Consider the following 17189-nt stretch of genomic DNA (forward strand, 5'->3'; position numbering starts at 1 on the left):
GTTGCGGTGAAATACAGACTAAACTGGCCCATAAACGGCCAAAACAGACCGTATTCCACCGCAACTTCCTTTTTGGCAGAGGAGAGTCCATGCTGCAGGTCGTCATTTCGCCCGCCAAGCAGATGCGCGCGGCCCAAGATGCTTTTGAAGTCCTGGGCATTCCACCCTTTGCGCGCGAGACGGCTCGCCTCCACCGCGCACTGCTAGATATCGAGCGGAATGAAGGCAGCGACAGCCTGCAGGCGCTATGGAACGTGAGTGACAAACTGCTGGGGCCTTGCCTCAACACCCTGCATGAGTTCGGGCCCATCCTGAAAAACGGCGATCTCGACAATCCCGCACTCGCCTGTCACCTCTCCCCTGCCGTCATGTCCTACCACGGCATTCAATACCAGAGCATGGCGCCCGAGGTGATGGATTCCGCGCAGCTCGCATGGCTGCAAAGCCACCTGTGGATCCTCTCTGGCCTCTACGGGTGCGTTCGCCCCTTTCATGCCGTCGAACCATATCGGCTGGAGATGGGCGCGAAGCTCGCCGTTGACGATGCCCCAGACCTCTACGCGTTTTGGAGCGACAAGCTCGCGCGGGCTATCGCCCCGGCAGGCTCAAACACCACGATCGTCAACCTCGCCAGCGTAGAGTACGCCAAAGCCGTTCTGCCCCATCTCGCGGGCGACGCCACGGTCGTCACGTGCCTCTTTGGCGAAGGCATCCGCAACGGCAAGCCCATCCAGCGCTCGACCGCCAGCAAAAAGGCACGTGGTTCCATGGTGCGCTGGATGGCAGAAAACAAGCTCGAGGATGTAAGCGGGCTCACCGCGTTTGACGTTGGTTATCGTCACTTTCCCGAGCTTTCAAATAAGAACACTTTGGTCTTCCTGAACGAACAGACCTTGTAGGACCACCGCTACTTTTGAATGTGCTGCCTAGGCACGGCGTCTATTCCGCCAAGCCGTCGGCTTTGGCAACTTCGTTTGTCGAGCCATCTTGGTAGGTAATCTTAACGTGCTCTACCTCGGACACCGCAACACCCGATGGGGGCTCCAAGCGCCATTCCGGCAGCGCGATATCCATAGTCGTAGGCACGTCGCCCTGATTCTTGAGCTTCACCGTCAGCGTTTTGAGCGCCGCATCATACGTCACGCGTTCGATTTCCTCACCAGGAATAGACCCACCGCTCAGCTGAAGCTGGACAAATCCATCGCGCGAATACCAATAGTCGCCCGGCGCGGCAACGGTATTGCCGCCCGTAACCTTCACTGTCATGATCGGCAGGGCATCGTCGGCCTCGAACTCCCATGCAGCGCCGCCGTGACCGCCAAACGTCCAGATACAAAAGGCAATCACCAGCACGGCAAGCACCGCAAAACCAATCGCGACAAGGCCATGGTGCGCACGGCTTTCCTCGGCCGATACATCCCATTGCGTCTCTCGATATAGATGCTTGTCTTCCATGTTCGCCTCCCCACAGGCACGCTCGTTAGGCCAATCGTACCCATTCGAGCTATACTTGAGCCCATTACATAAACGGGGAGCTTGCAGGACAAGACGGCAGGCTGAGACTGGGCGCGCCCGCCCTGACCCGCAAACCTGATATGGGTAATGCCAACGAAGGGAGCCGTGCCAATGAGCACACAGACCGAGCCCAAGCTCGTCACGCAAATCGACTTCGCCCGCGCCGGGCAGATCACGCCGCAGATGAAGGAAGTCGCCGAGCGCGAGCATCGCGACCCCGAGTACATCCGCGAGCGCGTGGCCGACGGCCGCATCGCCATTCCCGCCAACATCGTGCACATCAAAAAAGGCATGCGCGCCTTTGGTGTCGGCGAGGGCCTGTCTACTAAGGTCAACGTCAACCTGGGCATCTCGGGCGATAAAGCCGATGCCGCCGAGGAATGGAAGAAGGTCAAGATCGCCGAGGACTTTGGCGCCGACGCCATCATGGACCTTTCCAACTCGGGCAAGACGCGCCAGTTCCGCCAGCAGCTCATCGACGAGACGCCGCTCATGGTGGGCACCGTCCCCATGTACGACGCCATCGGCTACATGGAAAAGCCGCTGGTCAAGCTTACCAAGGATGACCTGTTCGAGGTCGTGCGCGCGCACGCCGAGGACGGCGTGGACTTTATGACCATCCACTGCGGCATCAACAAGTCAGTCACCAAGACCTTTAAGGAGACCGGCCGCTTGATGAACATCGTGAGCCGCGGCGGCTCGCTGCTGTTTGGCTGGATGGAGGTCACCGGCAACGAAAACCCCTTCTACGAGTACTTTGACGAGCTGCTCGAGATCTGCCACGAGTACGACGTGACGATTTCGCTCGGCGACTCCTGCCGCCCGGGCTGCCTCTACGACTCCAACGACGCCACTGAGACCGCTGAGATGATCGAGCTGGGCAAGCTGTGCAAGCGCGCCTGGGCTGCCGGCGTCCAGGTCATGGTCGAGGGTCCGGGTCACATGGCGCTCGACGAGATCGCCGCCAACATGAAACTGCAAAAGCGCCTGTGCCACAACGCCCCGTTCTATGTGCTGGGTCCGCTGGTGACCGATATCGGCGTGGGCTACGACCACATCACCGCCGCCATCGGTGGCGCCATCTCCGCCAGCTCCGGTGCCGACTTCCTGTGCTACGTGACGCCCGCCGAGCACCTGTGCCTGCCCGACGCCAAGGACGTGCTCGACGGCCTCATGGCCACCAAGATCGCCGCGCACGCCGCCGATATCGCCAAGAAGGTGCCGCACGCCCGCGACATGGACGACAAGATGGGCCAGGCACGCCGCAAGCTCGACTGGGATGCCATGTGGAAGTGTGCTCTCGACCCGGTCACCGGCAAGAAACGCTACGAAGAATCCCCCGCCGCCACCGAGGGCACCTGCACCATGTGCGGCAAGATGTGCGCCGTCCGCACCGTTAACAAGGTGTTCGAAGGCACGACGATCGACCTCGGCATGGAGGACTAACTCGTCATCGGAGCCACAATCGGTAACATGGTGTTCGTCAATTGTTGACGTGTGAACATTTGCTTACATTTGCGTAAAGATTGCATCGCCCGCCCGGGTTCGACATAGAGTCGGCCCGGGCATCTTTATAATGCTGGCTTAAAGACCCATTTGATTCCGACCGAACAAGGGAGCAAACATGGATCGCAGTAAGGTACCTGCCGTCCTGTCCATCGCAGGATCCGATTCCAGCGGCGGCGCCGGCATTCAGGCCGACATCAAGACCATCACGGCGCACCGCCTGTATGCCGAGACGGCCATCACCGCCATCACCGCACAAAACACGCTCGGTGTCACCGCCGTGCAGAATATCTCCCCTGATATCGTCGCTGCGCAGATCGACGCCGTATTTGACGATATCCGCCCCAGCGCCGTCAAGATCGGCATGGTTTCCTCTGCCGAGATTATCGAGGTTATCGCCGACCGCCTGAGCGCCTGGAACGCGACAAACGTGGTCGTCGACCCCGTCATGGTAGCCACCTCGGGCGCACGGCTGATTGCCGAAGATGCCGCCGAGGCGCTCACCCGCCGCCTGTTCCCACTAGCAACCGTCATCACGCCCAATATTCCCGAGGCCATGGCGCTGCTCGACTACGAGGTCGATTCCGAGCGCACGCAGCAAAACGCCGCCATGCTCCTCACCCGCCGCTTTGGTTGCGCATCCCTCGTTAAGGGTGGGCATCTTGTCAACGAGGCCAACGATGTATTGGCCGAACCCGCGCCACTCGATAACGAAGGCAACCATATGGGCGATCCGCTCACCACGTGGTTCCGCCACAAGCGCATCGAGACCGGCAACACGCATGGCACCGGCTGCACGCTTTCATCCGCCATCGCCTGCGCATTGGCGCAGGGCATGGATCTTGCCGACGCCGTCAACGCCGGCAAGGCCTACCTAACGGGCGCTCTCGCCGCCGGCTTTGACATGGGCAAAGGCTCCGGCCCTGTCAACCACATGTGGCAGTACTAAATAGCCAGTAACCTGCCAAAAAAAGACAGGCTACCTTGCACCAAAAACCGTCGCAACATTCGATGAAAATCGTGCAAACGCGAAAAATCATTAAATGTTGCGACGGTTTGATTTTAGATAGCGGTCGAGCAAAGGACCAGAGCGCCTATTCGTCGGCGAGTTGAATTCCCAACAAACCCGAGAGCGCAAGTGCCTGCTCGGCATTGACCGTCAGGCCCCGCAGCTCACGGTAGTCGCCCGAGATGACAGGGGCCGCGAACGCGCATCGCGATACATCCACGCCGGAAAGCGGCGTCTTGAACACATCGATTCGCGTCAGGTCGCAGCCGTCCAAGCGCAATTGCCCCAGCTTTGCCCCCTGGAGTGCGGCCTCGGTCAAACGCGTGTCATGCGCAGCCATGGGGCCAATGCGTCCCTCCGAAAGGTTCGCATAGCTCAAATCGCACGATGTAAACGACACGCTCGACAGACGCGCCCTGAGCAAGTTGAGCCCCGGCGCCGAGCAGTCAACGAAGTCGCAGCGGTTGAGCCAGCAGCCTTCCATGTTGCAGCGGATAAAGCGGCAACCGCGAAACACCACGTCGCGAAACGTCGAGCCGCTCCAGTCAACGCTATCGAACTCGCAAGATCGGAACACGACGCCATCGAAGGTCGCGCCGTTCGCCACGTCGCAGGCAAGATCCAAATCCTCAAAAGCGGTATTGGAGACGAGCTCATCGCCCTCGGCAAAGAGGTCGATGAGCTCGTCCATGCCCATATGGCAGCCAATCCGTTCGTTTACCCGGGCAAAACCACCACAAAGGTGCCTGCCCCCTTTGCGGTGGCTTGGGGTCGCGCTACTCACCGAGCATCTCTTGGAGCTTGGCTGCCACGGCATGTCCCAAGCTCTCGTGGCTTTCGGGCATCATATGCAGATAGTCGATATCGCCCGGCTCGGCAAACTCGGCGGCATTCAAAAAGTCGCAGCCAAACTGCTCGGCCACGTGCGCATAGTACTCGCCAAAATGTTCAGATGCCTCGACGGAACGCTCGTCAAAATCGGTCATATATACATCGGCGATCTGCGGCTTGATCTTGATAGGAGCCATCAGCAGGATGCGCGGGCAAGGCGCAGCGTCGGTCCACGGAAACGCGCGGACGGCGCGAATCAGCGCCATGGCGCCACGGGCGATATCGGAAGCTGTCACGTTAAAGACCGTCTTACAGTCGTTGGTGCCCAGCATGATCACAATGGCGTCCAGCGGCTTATGAGCCTCGAGCAGCATCGGAAGCGCGCGAATGCCGTTGAGGTTAGTGTCCAGATGGCACATGTCGTCGCGTACCGTCGTGCGGCCGTTGAGGCCTTCTTCAATTACATGCCAGCCCTCGCCTAAGTCACGTTGGACCACGCCACACCAGCGCACATCCTGCGCATAGCGCACCGCGGTACCGTCGCGCATGCCCGCCGGATCGTAACCATAGGTGTTGCTGTCACCAAAGCACAGAACGTTTTTCATCGTAAGCTCCCCACTCAATAAAAAGCCGACAGGAGCAGCCTCTCCCGTCGGCTCGGTATATCGCATCACGCGCACCGTTTACAGGTACTTGCGCCAGTCGTCGTCATCCTCGTCATCCTCGGCAGCGGCCTGAGCCTGCTCGGCGGCACGGGCGGCTGCGGTGCGGGCGGCAACCTGAGCATAGGACTCCTCGTTGCGCTCGGGGAAGTTTGCCAGCACGTGCTCGAACTTGGCGAAGTCCTCGTCCCAGCGCGTAGAGGGCACGGCAAAGAAGACCTGCTTGACCTTGAAGTCGCCCGACGCGAGCTCCTTGCGGAAGAGCTCGGCCACGGCCTCGGCATCAAAGCCGTTGTTGTCGCAGCCCCAAGCACCCAGCACGAGCTTCTCGCGACCAAGCTCATCGCAGATGGCGAGCACAAAGCGAATGCGGTCGCGCAGGGCATCCAGCAGAGCATCGTCGCTCACGCGATACTCCTGGCGGGCGCGCCTAACGTTGGGCGCGGCGGCCACGATCACGTCGGCGTATGCATGCACGTGGTTGCGGTCGAAGCGCACCGCAGGCACCACCAGGGCGCGGTTACGATAGAGCTCGCAGTTGATGTTGCGGCGACGGTTCTCGCCGTACCACTTACGCTGCTTATCGAGAACGTTGTACAGATACGAATCGGCGCACAGCGTGGCCTCCTGGCCCAGATAACCCTGAATATATCCACCGCCCGGATTGGTAAACGAGGCAAAGGCGAGCACTGCCATGTCGCAGAACTGCGCATAGCCACGGCCGTTGTCCAGAATGGCCTGCGTGGCGGAGGCATCAAGCACGGTGACCTCGGGCAGGGTCGGAGCGGGCTCCTCGGCAGGCGCGGACTCGGTCTCTGCGGGTTCCTCGGCAGGCGCAGACTCGTCCGTGACCTCGGTCTCGACGGACGCAACCTCAGCGGCCTCGACCTCGGCGGACTCAGACTCCTCGGCAACCGGCTCCTCGGCAGCCGCAGCCGCTTGGGCCTTGGCCTTCATCGCCGCGACAAAGCCGGCAGGCATGCCGTCAAACTCGCGAACACCAGCAAGCGAACGCTCGATATCCTTGGCGCAGGCCTCGGACACAGTCATCACATGGCGCTCGGCGGCCTTGGCACGAGCCTCGCGCTTGGGATTGGGCTGACCCGCTCGGTTGGACCTGCGGTTACGGTTCCTGTTGTCGACGTCTGCCATACGTGGTCACCTTTCCTGTCGCTGCCGCTATCGGCTTTTCCCATCCATGATACCCCGCCGCGCACAAAAAAGACGGCCCCGAAGGACCGCCTTTCGCATCGTTTTACCGTGTCCGGCAGGAAGCATCGCAATGCCGCGCTTTAATCGCGACGGCCGAGGATGTTCAGAATGCGCAGGAACACGTTGATGATGTCCACGAACAGGTTGGATGCCATGAGCACGGCGTTGGGCAGCGTGGGCGGCACCGTCGTTGCCACATAGGTGTCGTAGCCGATGAAGCCGGCGAACACCACGATCACGATCAGGTCGGTGATGGACTGCGAAACGCCCATGAACATCAGCACGATCTCGACCAGAATCGTGGCAAGCAGGATGCCAAAACCAATGCCATACACACGCTGGAAGAACTTGGGGAAGGTCACGCCCAGCGCACCAAAGACAAAGGTAATGGCGGCCGTGGCGATAAAGGCGGTGTTAATGGTAGGCAGGTCGTAGTTGGCAAGACCAAACGACGCCGTCAGGCCAAAGGTGCTCGCAAAGACCACGTAGCCCACGAGTGACAGGCCCACGGACTGTTTGCTGGCAGCAGCCGACATCATGACCATGCCGACGATGGTCAAAATAAATGAGCCAAAGACCAGCGGCAAAGCGGCGCCGCTCATCATCATGCGCGCAAACGACATGGTGCTCGTAAAGTAAGCACCGGCGCCCATGGCGCAAAAGCCCAAAAAGATCAGAGCAGACATGACAAGGTTGTACGCGCGCGGCGACATCTCCTTGGCACGGCTTGCGCCGGTCTCGATGGGGCCATTCTGATAGCCCTGGATATCGTTCATAATTTCGTCCTTTCAAAAAGCACCGCGACGGCGCCGTAGCTGACAAGTTTCCTGCCATTGTACCCGAACGCCACGCGTTCTTACCTGCGGCGCCCGCTCTCGAGTGTTCGGTCGAACGCCCACACCCACCAACGCATCACGTGTGCCTGCGAGCCGTCCGCCCGCTCGCGCGTCTGGTCCTCCAGATACAACTCGGTCGCGTGCCCGCCAAAACGCACCTTATAGGTTGCCGTACGAATGCCGTGAACCGTCAGGCCAAACCCAGTGGTCGAGACAATCTCGTCAATCGTAAAGCAACGACCGTCGACCCAGCAGACGGTGACCGGCACGACCTGTCCGCCCGCGAGGATGCGAGCCACGACGTCCACATACTGCTTGTGCACGCGCCGAGTTTTGCCATCTGTCTGTCGATATTCCATGCCTCCTATTATCGAACGCATGTTTGCATGTTGTAAAGCGAACAGGCTGTGGTTTTGGGGTGTTGGGGCGCGCGCACGTGTCCTCATGGTGTGTTAGCAAAAAGAACACCCACGGTCAACAGGGCTAATATTCATTTTTAGTGCCAAAAAATTCACTGCTCCCATCAGAACTCGGTAAAGAAACCCGCAGGAGGTGATACGATTTATCATGTTTCTGTAACGTGCCTGCAAACTTCGAGAAAGCCCATATATGGACGTAACGTTCTCAACCTTCCTCGGCCAACTTGTGTCGAACCCAGTCCTTGCCGTCACCGTGATCCTCGCGCTCGGCGCCATCTTCGTCAATGGATGGACCGACGCACCCAACGCCATCGCGACCTGCGTCACTACGCGTTGCATGCCCGCCCGCGCCGCTATTCTCATGAGTGCCGCATTCAACTTCCTTGGCGTGCTCATCATGACGCACTTTAACGCGAGCGTCGCCAACACCATCTCCCATATTGTCGACTTTGGAGGAAACAGCACCATGGCGCTCGCCTGTCTGTGCGCGGCGCTGTTCTCCATCGTCGTCTACGGCGCCACAGCGTCGCGTTTTGGCATCCCCACCTCGCAAAGCCACAGCCTTATCGCCGGCCTGACCGGTGCCGCCATCGCCCTCGGCGGTGCGAGCAGCGTCAACGTCCACGAGTGGATGAAGGTCATCTACGGCCTGGCGCTCTCTATCGGTCTGGGCTTTGTCATGGGCTGGGTCCTGTGCAAGCTCGTCTCGATTCTTTTCGCCGCCGCCAACAGGCGACGTGCCAATGTCTTCTTTAAATACGCTCAGATCGCGAGCGCTGCGGCCATGAGCTTTATGCACGGCGCGCAGGATGGACAGAAGTTCATCGGCGTGCTCTTTTTAGGCGTGGCCTTTGCCAGCGGCCAGACGAGCGTCGGCGATGCCGGCATCCCCATCTGGATTATGCTGCTATGCTCGGCCACCATGGGCATCGGCACCAGCGTGGGCGGCGAGCGCATCATCAAGTCCGTTGGCCAGAGCATGGTCAAGCTCGAAAAGTACCAGGGCTTCTCCGCCGACCTGGCGGGCGCCGCGAACCTGCTGCTTGCCACCCTTACCGGCATCCCCGTGTCCTCCACACACATCAAGACCTGCGCCATCATGGGCGTCGGTGCCGTCAAGCGCCTCTCGGCCATCAACTTCGGCGTCGTCAAGGACATGATGTTCACCTGGTTCTTCACCTTCCCCGCCTGCGGACTCATCAGCTTTGTCATGGCCAAGCTGTTCATGATGTTCCTCTAGTCAAACCGAACGTCCATCTGGACCGCAACACTTCGCCCACCCGTCTTCACCTCGAAAGGACCCACCCATGGCAAAGAAACCCGATTCGTTCTACTTTGACAACTACGTCGCCTGCGCCGACCTTGCTGTCCAGGCCGCAGAGTTGCTCATCAAGATTTTTGAGAACTTTGATCCCGCGCAGATCCACGACATGCTCGAGGAGATGCATGCGATTGAGCATGCGGCAGACAAGAAGCACCACGAGCTCGAAGACGCCCTGCTCACCGCCTTTATCACCCCGCTCGAGCGCGAGGATCTGGATCTGATGAGCTGCGCGCTCGACACCGTGCTCGACCGTATTGAGGGCGTCGTGCAGCGCGTCTACTTCACCAACATTCAGAGCATCCATCCCGACGCCATCGTCATCGCCCACAAGGTGACTGACGCCTGCCGCGCCATGAAAGACCTGATGGTCGAGCTTCCCAACTACCGCAAGTCCAAAACGCTGCGCGAGCTGGTCATCCAGATCAACACCATCGAGTCCGAGGCCGACGAGCTCTACATCAACGCCATGCGCAACCTGCACGTTAACGGCAAGGATCCGCTCGAGGTCATCGCTTGGCGTGACGTGTACGCCTTCCTGGAGTACTGCGCCGACTGCTGCGAGAATGTGGCCGATGTCGTGGATTCGATTGTCATGAAGAACAGTTAATTGGGGGTACATGTCCCACCGGTCGCGGGCCCGGCCACTAATAACCTTTTTCACTCCGGCTGCAAGCAGAGTCGTTCAAAAGGTTATTAGTGGCCGGGCCCGCTCCCTTATGCACCACCATTGGGAACTTTGGCTGATAGATTTAGCGCGACGGGGGTTTGGCTGAAGGGACCTTTGGTATCCGTTCGGACACTTTGGCCCTTGATGAGCGTTTGGCTGATTGCTGCTTTGGGTACTCTTTGGGTTACTTTTGGTTTGTTTGATTTTTAATTTTAGGAGGGCTTGTATGTCTTATTTGGATCTGGCTCGTGGTCGGTATTCTTGTCGTTCTTTTGAGGACCATCCTGTTGAGCAGTCGGTAGTGGATGCCATTGTTGAGGCGGGGCGGATTGCTCCTTCTGCTTGTAATAATCATCCAGCCCGTGTGATGGTGCTGGATACGCCTGAGCTGTTGGAGAAGGCTGCTGCTTGTCAGCCTCGGTTTGCTCGTGATGGGTCTATCTTTGGCGCTCCGCTCATCTTCCTTATTTGCTGCGTTACCGATGATGCTTGGGTACGCCCGTATGACCAGATGAATTCCAGTGAAATCGATACGTCCATCGTGTGTGATCAGATGATGATGGAGGCCACCGAGCAGGGCCTAGGAACGTGCTGGGTATGCCATTTTAAGCCTGAGGTGGCACAGGAGCAGTTCAATCTGCCCAAGGGCGTCTATCCCTATCACATGCTCGTCTGTGGCTATCCCGCCGACCACATCGCCGATCCCGAGCATCGCGAGGCCCGCACTATTCCCCTCTCCAACTTCCTCCTCAAGTAGTTTTTGGACATACCTTAAAATCTACCCTTGACTGCTCACCCGTTCGCCGAGTTCTGCGCCACTATGTGCAGGGCTCGGTTTTTTTATGTTACGCACCCCGGCACAGTCATAAAAAAAGGACCCGCAAGCTGCGGGTCCTTTCTAGGCACTAAATTGTAGGCCGAATGTTAGTCCAGGTCGTCGGCAGCAAAGTTGTCGATCGGGGCAAAGGGATCGGCCACGGGGACAACCGGGTCAGCGACGGGCAGCGGCTCGGCGGGAACAGTCACTGCAGGAGAAGCGGCAGAACCGACCGGCGTGGAGGCCATGAGGTCGGCCGGGAAGGAGTTCTGGGCATCGTCCATGAAGTGCTGGATGAGCTTGAGATACTCTGCCTTGAACTCCTCACGGGAAGCCTTGAGACGATCGATTTCCTCGAGCTCGGCCTGCTTTTCGGTCAGAGCCTGGCGGATAACCTCGCGGGCCTTAGCGTCAGCCTCGTTGCGGATACGCTCAGCGTTCTCGTTGGCATCGTTGACGATGGTCTCAGCGGTCTGCTGGGCAGCGATCAGGGCAGCGGAAATCTGGCGCTCCTGAGCGGAGAAGTCAGGGGCGGGAGCAGCCACAGGGGCGGCAGGAACGGCCTGGGCGGTGGCATCCTGAGCCTGGGCAAGCTGAGCCTGTGCATCGGCAAGCTGCTGCTCGGTAGCAGTCAGACGACCCTTAAGGTCGACGATCTTAGCGAGCATAGCGTCAACCTCGGAGGACAGCGTCTCCAAGAAGACGTCGACCTCAGCAGGATCGTAGCCACGCTTGGCCTCAGAGAAAGTCTGAGCCTGGATGTCTGCAGGGGTAATAGCCATAACAAGTCTCCTTTTTCATCGCCTCGGCGCTACACGCCCGACGTAAGTTACAAAGTCAGTTCTATACGAGTATACCTATAAGAAGCTGCAGAACCAGCCTCTGCACCAACTGCAACGCAATAATCGCAACGACCGGCGAAAAATCGATACCGCCCATCGGCGGAATGAAACGACGGAACAGGTTGAGCCACGGACCGCACACGCTATCGAGCACCGCAGCAATATCCTGAAGTAAGCCACCCTGCTTCATGGGAATCCACGTCATAAAGCAGTAGACGACAATGAGCGTGGAATAGAAGTTGAACAGCGTGTTGACCAGCTGGACGATAGTGTAGATGTTGATGGGAATCTCCTCGTCTTGTCTTTACTTAAGGTAGCCGTCGGCACGAAGCTTCTTGAGATCGGAATCTTTGACCTCGCAACCGGCGGGCAGCACCATGAACACGCGGTCGCCTACCTCCTTGACCGTGGCGCCCAGACCGCAGGCAAAGCCGTAAGAGAAGTCCAAGACGCGCTTGGCAACTTCGGTGCGTACGCCCACAAAAATCAGTGCGACAGGCTGCTTGGTGCGAACGCGGCGCACCACGGTCTCCACGTCGTCATAGCTCTCGGGGCGCAGGACATAGGCCGGCAGTTGCGGCGTGGCGTTGATGATATTGCTCGCATAGGCCGAGGCATCGCTCGGTGCAGGCGCGGGTGCAGCGGCGGCACGGGCGCGGGTGTTCTCGGCGTAGCTCGACGGCGTGTCATAGGCACCAGGACGATAACCGCTCGCAACGCTGTCCTGCGAGCGCGAAGGCGGGTTATACGTCGTGGCATGGCGGGAGTCATCGCCGACCAGCTGACCGGAGCGCGTATACACGGCAACCGACTCAGCTTCACCGCGGCGCGTCTGACCAAGCAGGCCGTTGCTCGGCTCGTCTTGGGTGTAGAAGCCCTCGCCCGAAGCACCGCCGTAGCCGTTGCCCTGATAACTATCGTCATAGCCGTCATCGTAGCCGTAGTCGTCGTCCTGGCCATAACCCTGGTCGTAACCCTGCTGGCCGCCCAGGTGCATCTTATTTTTAATCTCGTCAAGGAAGCCCATGGTTGTGTCCTCTCGCGGTTTAGTGCAGGCGCCCCGATAATCAGTGCGCACTTCAGAGCCTTATTTTACTGCAAACTCCGGGCTAAATACTACCCTGCCCAGGCGAACGAGCGTAGAGCCCTCCTCAAGGGCAGGCTCAAAGTCCTCGCTCATGCCGCAGGAAAGCTCAGGCAGGTTCAAATCGGGATGCGCCGCCTCCAGCTCATCCCTCAGCTCACGAAGCCCCGCAAAGGTGCGGCGTGCCACATCCTTATTCCCCCGGGGCGCCATAGTCATAAGCCCCTGTACGCAAATTCCCTCAAGCTCCGCAAGCTCACCCGCGGCGGCGCGAATCTCATCGGGCGAAAAGCCTCCCTTCGACTCCTCACCACTCACATTGACCTCAATGAGCACACGCTGGGGGCCGGCGAGCTCGCCTGCCTCAATCTTGCGGACAGCACGGCTCGAGATCGCCTGCGCCAGATGCAGCGAACCCACCGAGTGAATCAGCTCGGCTGAGCCCAGCACCGCATTGATCTTATTGGTCTGCAGGTTGCCGATCATATCGAAGCGCACCTCGGGCAGCTCCGGATGCTCCGCCAGACCCGTGAGCTTGCGAACCAGCTCCTGCGGGCGGTTCTCGGCAAAATGGCGATACCCCGCCTGGATGGCAGCAACAGTCTCATCGACACCAACGGTCTTGGACACGGCAATGAGGCGCGCGGCGTCGTGGGGGCGGCCCGCGCGATCGAGCGCCGCATAAAAACGTTCCAGAATCTGCTCGCGGCGAGCGCGCATCAAATCCAAATAGTTATCCATTGCCAATCGCCTCCGCTGACAGCCAAACAAGTAGTCCCATGCTAACGCAAGAGCGCGGCCCCGCATGTGCAAGGCCGCGCTCACTTAGGTATTTACAATCTTTCGACGAACGGGGCTACTTACTCCTCGTCGTCCTCGCCATCGTCCTCGTCCTCAAGATGATCGAGCAGGTAGCGAAGACCCTCGCTGACCTCGTTGGCGGGCACCTTGGCAACGTAGCGCGCGTCGACGGCGGGCCTCATGATAACACCCTCGCCCGAAGGCACGCGCATGCTCTCGAGCTCGTCCTCATCAGTGCGGGCGATATCGCCGGCGTTCATACGCTGACCAGTCAACAGGAAGGTCAGACGGCAAGCGGCATCGATGGAAATGGAAGCGATGCGATCGAGGTAGCGCGAAACCATGATGGCGCGGCGCAGGTCGTCATAGTTGCTGTCGTCGTCCATAAAGTCGCCCGTATCCATACGGTTAAAGGTGCGGAAGAACTTCTCGTAGGCAGCGTGCACTGGCTCGTCCTCGACGGCCAGGTTGCAGATGATGGACATATCATTGGTGACGAGCGCAGAAAGCGAAGAGCCCAGCACCTGGTAGACGGCCTCAGCCTCGGCCTCAACCGTACCGACAAGCTCCTTGGGCAGCGAGATGTCGGCCTTGATCATATGACGCGTGGCACGGCAGATCTGACGGACCTTATCGGTCATGCGCTGCAGGTTAAAGTCGACGTAAATGATCGTCTGAAGCAGGCGGAAGTCGGAGGCGACCGGTGACTGCGTGGCGATCAGGTTGTAGCAGACGGCCTCCAGGTTGGCGCAGCGCGCGTCAATCGAAAGCGTGCGCTTCTTGGTCTTGGTGGCGAGCTTGCGGTCGTCGGTCACATAGGCCTTCACGGCATCGTGGAGGGCCAGATCGACGGCCTCGTAGATGCTCAGCATCTCGTGACGGGCCTCGATGAGCTGACGGGAAAACAGTTTGCGCATGGTTCACTCCAATCAGTTGGGTGCGGTCATGCCGCCCGCACAGTGAATACGCACCGGACCAGGTCCGATCGGCTTGGGACTAGTCGCACCGATTAGCCAAAGCGGCCGGTGATATAGTCTTCCGTCCGCGAGTCCACCGGGCTGGTGAAGATTGCGTCGGTTTGACCATACTCGATGAGCGTGGCGGGCTCGCCGGCAACTTCCTGCAAGAAGAATGCAGTGTAGTCGCTGATACGAGCTGCCTGCTGCATTGAATGCGTGACGATGATGATCGTCATCTCGGGCGCCAGCTCGGCCATCAGATCCTCGACCTTAGAGACGGACGTGGGGTCGATGGCAGAGCAGGGCTCGTCCATCAGGAGGACATCGGGTTGCACCGCAAGCACGCGGGCGATGCACAGACGCTGCTGCTGACCGCCCGAGAGCGCCAAACCATCCTTGTTGAGCTGATTGGATACCTCTTTCCAGAGGTTGGCGCGCCTGAGCGATTCTTCCACGATGTCATCGAGGTCGCCTTTGCTAGTCACGCCCTGCAGACGAGGGCCAAAGGCGACATTCTCGTAGATGGATTTGGGAAACGGGTTGGGCTGCTGAAAGATCATGCCCACGCGACGACGAAGATCGACCGGGTCGACGCCCTCGGCATAGATATCATTGCCGTCGAGCGTCATGGTGCCCTCGACGCGCGTACCCTCGATCAGGTCATTCATACGGTTGATGCAGCGCAAAAACGTCGATTTACCGCAGCCCGAAGGGCCGATAAACGAGGTGATGGCGTTTTTGGCGATGTTGAGGTCGAGCCCCGTCAGCGCATGAAAGTCACCGTACCAAAAGTTGAAATCCTTGGCCGTGATGGCCGCTTGCTCCAGCGTAGGAGCGGACTGATAGACGGACATGGGACTCCTTAACTAGCGACGCTTGCGCGACAGGAAGCGCGCAAACAGGTTGAAGGCCAGAATGATCACCATCAGCAAAAGCGCGGTGCCGTAGGCCGCGTTCATGTTGATGCCGTCGTTGGCAAGCAAATAGAGGTGAACGGTCATGGGACGACCGGAATCGAGCGGCGAGATAGGCAGGTTGATGGCCTGACCCATGGTGTAGAGCACCACCGCGGTCTCGCCAATGGCGCGGCCGATGGCGAGGACGATGCCCGTGGCAATACGGCCAAAGGCAGAAGGAAGCACGATCTTGGAGACGACCTGCCACTTGGTGGCGCCCAAGCCGTACGCGCCCCAACGGATATAGCGCGGAACGGCGCGAATGGCCTCTTCGGTGGTGCGCATGACGATAGGCAGCATCAGAAGCGCCAGCGCCAGAGCGGCAGAGACCATCGAAAGACCCAGGCCCATGGCCTCGACAAACAAGGCGTAGCCAAACAGGCCCATAACGATGGAGGGCACCGAGGCCAGGGCATCGGCAGCATAACGAATGATGTCGACGACCTTGCCCTGCTTGGCGTACTCGGCCAGATAGACGGCTGCCAGCACAGCGATCGGCGTGCAGATAAGCATGGCGAGCGCCGTCACATAGACGGTCGAGACGATCGTCGGCCAAATGCCGCCCTCGGCGTTGACGCCCTGGGGCCAACCGAAGATAAAGTCGAGCGAGATATGCGGCAGGCCGTTAATGACCACGTAGGCGATGATAGCGACCAGCACCAGCGTGGTGATGTATGCCGCGGCACGGAACACGCCAAGCATGATCTTGTTGGACAGGTCCTTGTTGATGCGACCCTTCTTGCCGTGGGAAAGGGCACGCTTGATGCGCTCGCGCGACGAGGTCGTATCGACCGTCGTGTCAACGGAATCGGACATAGCCTACCCCCTCTTCTTCTTCTTGGAAATCAGACGGACGATGCCCACCAGCGCAGCGGAGATGATAAACAGGACCACGCCCATGCCAAACAGCGCCGAGCGGTGCAGACCCGAGGAATAGCTCATGTCGAGCGCGATCTGGCTCGTGAGCGTCGAGATGGGGCTCGAGATGCTATCCGGAATGACCGGAGCGTTACCCACGACCATAAGCACGGCCATGGTCTCGCCGATAGCGCGACCCATGCCCAGCACGATGGCGTCCACGATACCCAGCTTGGCCGCGGGCAGCACGACCTTATAGATGGTCTGCCATTTGGTGGCACCCATGGCATAGGATGCCTCGCGGATGCCCATGGGGATGGAGTTAAGGGCATCGATGGTGAGTGTCGTGATCGTGGGGACAATCATGATGGCAAGCACGAACCACGCCGTCAGCGCGCCAAAGCCAAGACCACCGGTCAGCTGCGCGATAAACGGACGGATGATGATCATGCCAAAGAAACCGTAGATGATGGAGGGAATGCCCGCCAGCAGGTCGACGGCGGGGCTGATAAGTTTGCGCACGCGCTTGCTGGCAATCTCGACCAGATACACAGCCGTGCCCACGCCCAGGGGCACACCCATGGCGAGCGCACCGACGGTCACAAGACCCGAGCCGGCCAGCAGCGACACGATGCCGTAGTGGCCCTCGGAGGGCGCCCACGTAAAGCTAAAGAAGTCCGCCAGACCGATGTCGGTAAAGACGGGCAGTGCCGAATACGTGGTAAAGACAAAAATCAGGATGACGGTAACGACCGCCAAGAACGCGCAGGCAAAGAAGATCCACTGCAGCGCCTTCTCCTTGATATAGGTACTGCGCGATACAAGCGCCAGCTCGCGCTTCTTGGGCGTCTGAACATTCTGCTCAGTCTGGGAGTTTTCCCGTGTTTCCAT

20 protein-coding genes and 1 riboswitch are annotated in these 17189 nt (G+C 59.4%); of the genes, 6 read left to right on the forward strand and 14 right to left on the reverse strand.

Going from position 1 to position 17189, the window contains the following annotated elements; translation table 11 throughout:
- Nucleotides 1–89 precede the first annotated feature (89 nt).
- Entirely contained in the window at nt 90–899 is an 810-nt protein-coding gene (locus DW913_RS08250) for a YaaA family protein (protein WP_117798204.1), read from the forward strand.
- A 40-nt stretch (nt 900–939) separates the two neighbouring features.
- Here DW913_RS08250 and DW913_RS08255 read toward each other — a convergent pair whose 3' ends face one another.
- Complete coding sequence (locus tag DW913_RS08255; protein ID WP_117798205.1) at nt 940–1455, reverse strand: hypothetical protein; 516 nt, start codon at nt 1453–1455, stop codon at nt 940–942.
- A 63-nt stretch (nt 1456–1518) separates the two neighbouring features.
- Nucleotides 1519–1634, forward strand: a riboswitch (TPP riboswitch).
- Here DW913_RS08255 and thiC point away from each other — a divergent pair.
- Entirely contained in the window at nt 1627–2961 is a 1335-nt protein-coding gene (thiC, locus tag DW913_RS08260; RefSeq protein WP_117798206.1) for a phosphomethylpyrimidine synthase ThiC, read from the forward strand. Its footprint overlaps the riboswitch before it by 8 nt.
- Before the next feature lie 178 nt (nt 2962–3139).
- Nucleotides 3140–3970 (forward strand): bifunctional hydroxymethylpyrimidine kinase/phosphomethylpyrimidine kinase, encoded by an 831-nt coding sequence (gene thiD / locus DW913_RS08265; protein WP_117798207.1) that lies wholly within the window; start codon nt 3140–3142, stop codon nt 3968–3970.
- 145 nt (nt 3971–4115) lie between these two features.
- On the opposite strand, the gene DW913_RS08270 is transcribed toward thiD, so the two are convergent.
- From DW913_RS08270 to DW913_RS08290, 5 genes are all read right to left on the reverse strand, one after another.
- Nucleotides 4116–4727, reverse strand: coding sequence for a pentapeptide repeat-containing protein (locus DW913_RS08270; protein WP_117798208.1), 612 nt, complete (start codon nt 4725–4727; stop codon nt 4116–4118).
- A gap of 79 nt (nt 4728–4806) precedes the next feature.
- The gene (locus DW913_RS08275; protein ID WP_117584214.1) at nt 4807–5466 is read right to left on the reverse strand and encodes an SGNH/GDSL hydrolase family protein; all 660 of its coding nucleotides are present in this window, start codon (nt 5464–5466) and stop codon (nt 4807–4809) included.
- A gap of 78 nt (nt 5467–5544) precedes the next feature.
- Entirely contained in the window at nt 5545–6675 is a 1131-nt protein-coding gene (locus DW913_RS08280; protein WP_117798210.1) for a TIGR02452 family protein, read from the reverse strand.
- A 140-nt stretch (nt 6676–6815) separates the two neighbouring features.
- The gene (locus tag DW913_RS08285) at nt 6816–7511 is read right to left on the reverse strand and encodes a Bax inhibitor-1 family protein (RefSeq protein ID WP_117757011.1); all 696 of its coding nucleotides are present in this window, start codon (nt 7509–7511) and stop codon (nt 6816–6818) included.
- Between the two features lie 80 nt (nt 7512–7591).
- Nucleotides 7592–7930, reverse strand: coding sequence for a hypothetical protein (locus DW913_RS08290; protein WP_147325404.1), 339 nt, complete (start codon nt 7928–7930; stop codon nt 7592–7594).
- A 250-nt stretch (nt 7931–8180) separates the two neighbouring features.
- Between DW913_RS08290 and DW913_RS08295 the strand changes: the two genes are divergently transcribed.
- The 3 genes from DW913_RS08295 to DW913_RS08305 all read left to right on the forward strand — a co-directional run bounded on the left by DW913_RS08295 (nt 8181) and on the right by DW913_RS08305 (nt 10738).
- Nucleotides 8181–9230 (forward strand): inorganic phosphate transporter, encoded by a 1050-nt coding sequence (locus tag DW913_RS08295; RefSeq protein ID WP_117584218.1) that lies wholly within the window; start codon nt 8181–8183, stop codon nt 9228–9230.
- A gap of 67 nt (nt 9231–9297) precedes the next feature.
- Nucleotides 9298–9921 (forward strand): DUF47 domain-containing protein, encoded by a 624-nt coding sequence (locus DW913_RS08300; RefSeq protein WP_117655140.1) that lies wholly within the window; start codon nt 9298–9300, stop codon nt 9919–9921.
- Between the two features lie 286 nt (nt 9922–10207).
- On the forward strand, nt 10208–10738 hold the full coding sequence (locus DW913_RS08305) for a nitroreductase family protein (protein WP_117798211.1): 531 nt from the start codon (nt 10208–10210) through the stop codon (nt 10736–10738).
- Between the two features lie 167 nt (nt 10739–10905).
- Here the strand turns inward: DW913_RS08305 and DW913_RS08310 are convergent, their stop codons facing one another.
- The 8 genes from DW913_RS08310 to pstC form a co-directional block, all read right to left on the reverse strand.
- The gene (locus DW913_RS08310; RefSeq protein ID WP_006234242.1) at nt 10906–11580 is read right to left on the reverse strand and encodes a DivIVA domain-containing protein; all 675 of its coding nucleotides are present in this window, start codon (nt 11578–11580) and stop codon (nt 10906–10908) included.
- A gap of 61 nt (nt 11581–11641) precedes the next feature.
- The gene (locus tag DW913_RS08315) at nt 11642–11929 is read right to left on the reverse strand and encodes a YggT family protein (RefSeq protein WP_040358293.1); all 288 of its coding nucleotides are present in this window, start codon (nt 11927–11929) and stop codon (nt 11642–11644) included.
- A 15-nt stretch (nt 11930–11944) separates the two neighbouring features.
- On the reverse strand, nt 11945–12667 hold the full coding sequence (locus DW913_RS08320) for a cell division protein SepF (RefSeq protein WP_089571591.1): 723 nt from the start codon (nt 12665–12667) through the stop codon (nt 11945–11947).
- A gap of 60 nt (nt 12668–12727) precedes the next feature.
- Nucleotides 12728–13465: a YggS family pyridoxal phosphate-dependent enzyme gene (locus DW913_RS08325; RefSeq protein WP_089571590.1), complete on the reverse strand. Its 738-nt coding sequence runs from the start codon at nt 13463–13465 to the stop codon at nt 12728–12730.
- A 119-nt stretch (nt 13466–13584) separates the two neighbouring features.
- The gene (locus tag DW913_RS08330; RefSeq protein WP_117734956.1) at nt 13585–14442 is read right to left on the reverse strand and encodes a PhoU domain-containing protein; all 858 of its coding nucleotides are present in this window, start codon (nt 14440–14442) and stop codon (nt 13585–13587) included.
- Between the two features lie 92 nt (nt 14443–14534).
- Nucleotides 14535–15338 carry a phosphate ABC transporter ATP-binding protein PstB gene (gene pstB / locus DW913_RS08335; RefSeq protein WP_117798212.1) on the reverse strand — a complete coding sequence of 268 codons (804 nt, stop codon included), beginning with the start codon at nt 15336–15338 and terminating at the stop codon, nt 14535–14537.
- A 12-nt stretch (nt 15339–15350) separates the two neighbouring features.
- Complete coding sequence (gene pstA / locus DW913_RS08340; RefSeq protein ID WP_117798213.1) at nt 15351–16256, reverse strand: phosphate ABC transporter permease PstA; 906 nt, start codon at nt 16254–16256, stop codon at nt 15351–15353.
- Between the two features lie 3 nt (nt 16257–16259).
- Nucleotides 16260–17189, reverse strand: coding sequence for a phosphate ABC transporter permease subunit PstC (gene pstC / locus DW913_RS08345; protein WP_117798214.1), 930 nt, complete (start codon nt 17187–17189; stop codon nt 16260–16262).

Source organism: Collinsella sp. AM42-18AC (assembly GCF_003467965.1).
In the GTDB taxonomy this organism is placed as follows: Bacteria; Actinomycetota; Coriobacteriia; order Coriobacteriales; family Coriobacteriaceae; genus Collinsella.

What these genes read in the sequence shown, in the direction of transcription:
- DW913_RS08250 (WP_117798204.1), top strand. Translation starts at nt 90, where the DNA reads ATGCTGCAGGTCGTCATTTCGCCCGCCAAGCAGATGCGCGCGGCCCAA.
- DW913_RS08255 (WP_117798205.1), bottom strand. Translation starts at nt 1,455, where the DNA reads ATGGAAGACAAGCATCTATATCGAGAGACGCAATGGGATGTATCGGCC.
- thiC (WP_117798206.1), top strand. Translation starts at nt 1,627, where the DNA reads ATGAGCACACAGACCGAGCCCAAGCTCGTCACGCAAATCGACTTCGCC.
- thiD (WP_117798207.1), top strand. Translation starts at nt 3,140, where the DNA reads ATGGATCGCAGTAAGGTACCTGCCGTCCTGTCCATCGCAGGATCCGAT.
- DW913_RS08270 (WP_117798208.1), bottom strand. Translation starts at nt 4,727, where the DNA reads ATGGGCATGGACGAGCTCATCGACCTCTTTGCCGAGGGCGATGAGCTC.
- DW913_RS08275 (WP_117584214.1), bottom strand. Translation starts at nt 5,466, where the DNA reads ATGAAAAACGTTCTGTGCTTTGGTGACAGCAACACCTATGGTTACGAT.
- DW913_RS08280 (WP_117798210.1), bottom strand. Translation starts at nt 6,675, where the DNA reads ATGGCAGACGTCGACAACAGGAACCGTAACCGCAGGTCCAACCGAGCG.
- DW913_RS08285 (WP_117757011.1), bottom strand. Translation starts at nt 7,511, where the DNA reads ATGAACGATATCCAGGGCTATCAGAATGGCCCCATCGAGACCGGCGCA.
- DW913_RS08290 (WP_147325404.1), bottom strand. Translation starts at nt 7,930, where the DNA reads ATGGAATATCGACAGACAGATGGCAAAACTCGGCGCGTGCACAAGCAG.
- DW913_RS08295 (WP_117584218.1), top strand. Translation starts at nt 8,181, where the DNA reads ATGGACGTAACGTTCTCAACCTTCCTCGGCCAACTTGTGTCGAACCCA.
- DW913_RS08300 (WP_117655140.1), top strand. Translation starts at nt 9,298, where the DNA reads ATGGCAAAGAAACCCGATTCGTTCTACTTTGACAACTACGTCGCCTGC.
- DW913_RS08305 (WP_117798211.1), top strand. Translation starts at nt 10,208, where the DNA reads ATGTCTTATTTGGATCTGGCTCGTGGTCGGTATTCTTGTCGTTCTTTT.
- DW913_RS08310 (WP_006234242.1), bottom strand. Translation starts at nt 11,580, where the DNA reads ATGGCTATTACCCCTGCAGACATCCAGGCTCAGACTTTCTCTGAGGCC.
- DW913_RS08320 (WP_089571591.1), bottom strand. Translation starts at nt 12,667, where the DNA reads ATGGGCTTCCTTGACGAGATTAAAAATAAGATGCACCTGGGCGGCCAG.
- DW913_RS08325 (WP_089571590.1), bottom strand. Translation starts at nt 13,465, where the DNA reads ATGGATAACTATTTGGATTTGATGCGCGCTCGCCGCGAGCAGATTCTG.
- DW913_RS08330 (WP_117734956.1), bottom strand. Translation starts at nt 14,442, where the DNA reads ATGCGCAAACTGTTTTCCCGTCAGCTCATCGAGGCCCGTCACGAGATG.
- pstB (WP_117798212.1), bottom strand. Translation starts at nt 15,338, where the DNA reads ATGTCCGTCTATCAGTCCGCTCCTACGCTGGAGCAAGCGGCCATCACG.
- pstA (WP_117798213.1), bottom strand. Translation starts at nt 16,256, where the DNA reads ATGTCCGATTCCGTTGACACGACGGTCGATACGACCTCGTCGCGCGAG.
- pstC (WP_117798214.1), bottom strand. Translation starts at nt 17,189, where the DNA reads ATGGAAACACGGGAAAACTCCCAGACTGAGCAGAATGTTCAGACGCCC.